4 protein-coding genes are annotated in these 3,105 nt (G+C 71.9%); 1 reads left to right on the top strand and 3 read right to left on the bottom strand.

The features are described from left to right. Positions 1-270 precede the first annotated feature (270 nt). The 3 genes from rfaE1 to GHC57_RS18750 all read right to left on the bottom strand — a co-directional run bounded on the left by rfaE1 (position 271) and on the right by GHC57_RS18750 (position 2,351). Positions 271-1,749, bottom strand: a complete 1,479-nt coding sequence (gene rfaE1 / locus GHC57_RS18760) for a D-glycero-beta-D-manno-heptose-7-phosphate kinase (protein WP_153347136.1) — start codon at positions 1,747-1,749, stop codon at positions 271-273. Positions 1,750-1,826: 77 nt separating this feature from the next. Beyond that, on the bottom strand, positions 1,827-2,042 hold the full coding sequence (locus GHC57_RS18755; RefSeq protein ID WP_153347134.1) for a hypothetical protein: 216 nt from the start codon (positions 2,040-2,042) through the stop codon (positions 1,827-1,829). A 12-nt stretch (positions 2,043-2,054) separates the two neighbouring features. Continuing rightward, positions 2,055-2,351, bottom strand: coding sequence for a SemiSWEET transporter (locus GHC57_RS18750; RefSeq protein ID WP_153347132.1), 297 nt, complete (start codon positions 2,349-2,351; stop codon positions 2,055-2,057). Positions 2,352-2,409: 58 nt separating this feature from the next. Here GHC57_RS18750 and GHC57_RS18745 point away from each other — a divergent pair, with 58 nt between their 5' ends. Continuing rightward, positions 2,410-2,988 (top strand): DUF2937 family protein, encoded by a 579-nt coding sequence (locus GHC57_RS18745; protein ID WP_170294975.1) that lies wholly within the window; start codon positions 2,410-2,412, stop codon positions 2,986-2,988. Positions 2,989-3,105 lie beyond the last annotated feature (117 nt).

Below are 3,105 nucleotides of genomic sequence, written 5' to 3'. Positions count from 1 at the left end.
AAAGCCGAACAAACACAGAACACCGTTACCCATGTTGCCGGTCAATAGTGTTACCCATGTTCCCGGTTGCTCACGGGGAAACGCCGCCTCACAGGCATCGAGGGGCGACCCGGCGTGGCAGTCGGGTGGCTCCGCCTTTGTGTCTTTGTGCCTTGGTGGTCCTGCTTCCTGACCCGCCGCCGGTTCGAACCACCAAGACACGAAGTCACCAAGGCCGCGCGCACCCCCTCACCGGCATCGAGGGGCGACCCGGCGAAGCGGCGGGGCGGGTTAATCCGGCTCGGCGGCCACCCGCTCCAGGGTGGCGGTGGTGGAATGGCCGTCCTCCAGCCGGGCGAGCAGCACACGCCCGCCGTAGGCCTGCACGATCTCGGCGCCGACCACGGTTTCCACGGTGTAGTCGGCGCCCTTGACCAGCACGTCCGGCCGCAGGGTCTGGATCAGGTGCCGCGGCGTGTCCTCGCCGAAGATCACCACCCGGTCCACGTCGGCCAGCGAGGCCAGCACGGTCGCGCGGGCCATCTCGCCCTGCACCGGACGCGTCGGCCCCTTCAGCCGCCGCACCGAGGCATCCGAGTTCAGGCCCACGATCAGGCGGTCGCAGGCCGTCCGCGCCTGGGCCAGCAGCGACACATGCCCGGGGTGCAGCAGGTCGAAACAGCCGTTGGTGAATCCGACCCGCAGGCCGATCCGCCGCCAGCGCTCTACGGTCTCGGTCAGCGCCTCCAGCCGGGCGATCTTGTCTTCCGAGCGCGCCAGATCCTGGTGATGCAGCGCCGCCACCAGATCGCCCGCGGCGATGGCGGCGGTGCCCACCTTGCCCACCACCTGACCGGCGGCCACGTTGGCCAGCCGCGCCCCCATGCCCAGCGGTGCGCCGGCGGCGAGGGCGGCGGCGAGGGTGGCCACCACCGTATCGCCCGCGCCGGAGACGTCGAACACCTCCCGCGCTTCGGTCGGCAGGTGCTCGGCCGCCGTGCCCGAGGGCACCAGGGTCATGCCGTCCTGGCTGCGGGTGGCCAGCACGGCGGACACTCCGGCGGTGTCGATCAGCGCGCGGGCGGCGTCCTCGACGGTGGCGTCCGTATCGGTGGCCCGGCCCGCCGTCGCCTCGGACAGTTCCTTGCGGTTGGGTGTGACCACGGCCGCCCCCCGGTAGCGGGCATAGTCGGCCCCCTTGGGATCGACCACCACCGGCACCCCGGCCTCGGCCGCCAGATCCAGCAGGGCGCGGGTCACGGCCCCGGTCAGCACGCCCTTGCCGTAGTCCGACAGGATCACGGCCCCGCACCGGGGCAGGGCGGCGCGGGCGGCCTCCAGCAGGCGTGCGGCGGAGGCGTCGGAGATCGCCGCCGTGGTCTCGGCATCGGCGCGCAACAACTGCTGGCCGCCGGCGAGGAACCGGGTCTTGAGCGTGGTGGGCCGCCCGGGCTCGCGCACCAGATGGGTTTCCACCCCGGCGAGGGCGTCCAGGCGGTCGACCACCTCGCCGCCGGCCGGGTCATCCCCGGCCACCGACAGGAAGGCCACGCCGGTGCCCAGCCCGACCAGATTGCGGGTGACGTTGCCCGCGCCCCCCAGCATGGCGGACTCGTGCCGGATGCGCAGGACCGGGATGGGGGCCTCGGGCGAGACCCGGTCCACGTCGCCCTGGATGAAGCGGTCCAGCATGACGTCGCCCACGCACAGCACGCGGGCGGTGGCGAGGCGATCGACCCAGTCGGACAGGGAAAGGGGGTCTGTGGTCATGGCGCGGGGTCCGGAAAACAGAAGGAAAGCCGGGAAAAGCCGGGAGCGGATGCTCTACCACGGCACCGGCGCGCCGGTCACCCCAGGCCGCGCGGCGTCATGGGGCGGCCGGTCAGCAGGCTCGCCAGGTGCGCCAGCAGGCCCAGCAGCAGCACCAGCGCCAGCGCCATGACGGCATGCCAGGGCACGCGCCAGATGCGGCCGGGCTGCCAGGGCTGGCGGGCGCGCCACACGGCCACGGCGAACACGCTCAGAACGGCCGCAATGGCGATGCCGGTGGCGGTCAGGCCCATGGTGCCGCGCCCTCAGCGGTCCGACGCGCGGGTGGGCGGACGGCCCGCGAACACCACGCGCATCACCAGGATCGAGCCCGCCAGGGCCAGGGTCACCACGTTGGCGGCGATGATCGGCATGTCCCGGGTCATCAGGCCATAGACCAGCCAGCAGGCCACGCCCGTGGTGAACAGCAGGAAGGTGGTCAGCGACAGGTCGGCCACGGATCGGGTCCGCCACGCCTTGAGGGCTTGGGGCAGAAAGGCGACGGTTGTACAAAAGGCGGCAAGGTAGCCGAACACCGGCGCGAGATCCGGGACGGGGGTCATGCGGAACCTCGACGGCTGGGGGTGGCGCGACCGAGACGACGACAGGGGGAGCCGGACGATGCCAGGGGGCTGGATGCTGCGCAAGCTGGATTCCCTCGCCGGGGCCGTGGTGGCGGCCGCCGGCGGTGTCGCGGCCTCTCAGTGGCGCGAGTTCCTGCAACAGTACCTGCAGCGCCTGGGCGGCCACGTGGACGAGGCCCGCCTGAACCGCGATCACCTGACCAGCCTGTACGAGGTGGCCGGTGCGGCTGAAAAGCCCGTGGTGGCCGACATGCTGGCGGACGGCGAGGCGCGCGTGGCCGCCCTGATGGAGGCGCTGCGCCAGCTCACCGATGCAGGCGCGGTCATGCAGCCGGTGGTGTTCGTGCGCACCCTGGACCCGATGATCGCCCAGGCGACGCTGGAGCGGTTCCAGCCCGCCGTGCCGCTGGACACGGCCTCCCTGCTCTGGGCGGGCGCGGGGATGGTGCTGGCGCTGATGCTGTACGAACTGGTCAAGGCCACGCTCTGGGTCGTGGCGCGGGGTCCGATGGTGCTGCTCGGCCTTGGCGCGGGCCGGGATGGCGGCCCGAAGCGCCGGACCCGATCCGCGCCGCGCCGCGCCGCGCCGCCGGAGCGCGTCGAACCGAAGCTGTGATCCGAGCTTCTGGACCGGGTCGCGGAGAGTCTTTCTTTTTGGCTCAGTTTGCGTTAGATATGCATGCTGGTTGTTTGGGCGAGATAAGTCCGGCGATGCATGCCAGGATTGCACGGG

The organism is Roseospira navarrensis, from assembly GCF_009601025.1.
Classification (GTDB): domain Bacteria; phylum Pseudomonadota; class Alphaproteobacteria; order Rhodospirillales; family Rhodospirillaceae; genus Rhodospira; species Rhodospira navarrensis.
This window is presented reverse-complemented; position numbering and strand designations above follow the sequence as displayed.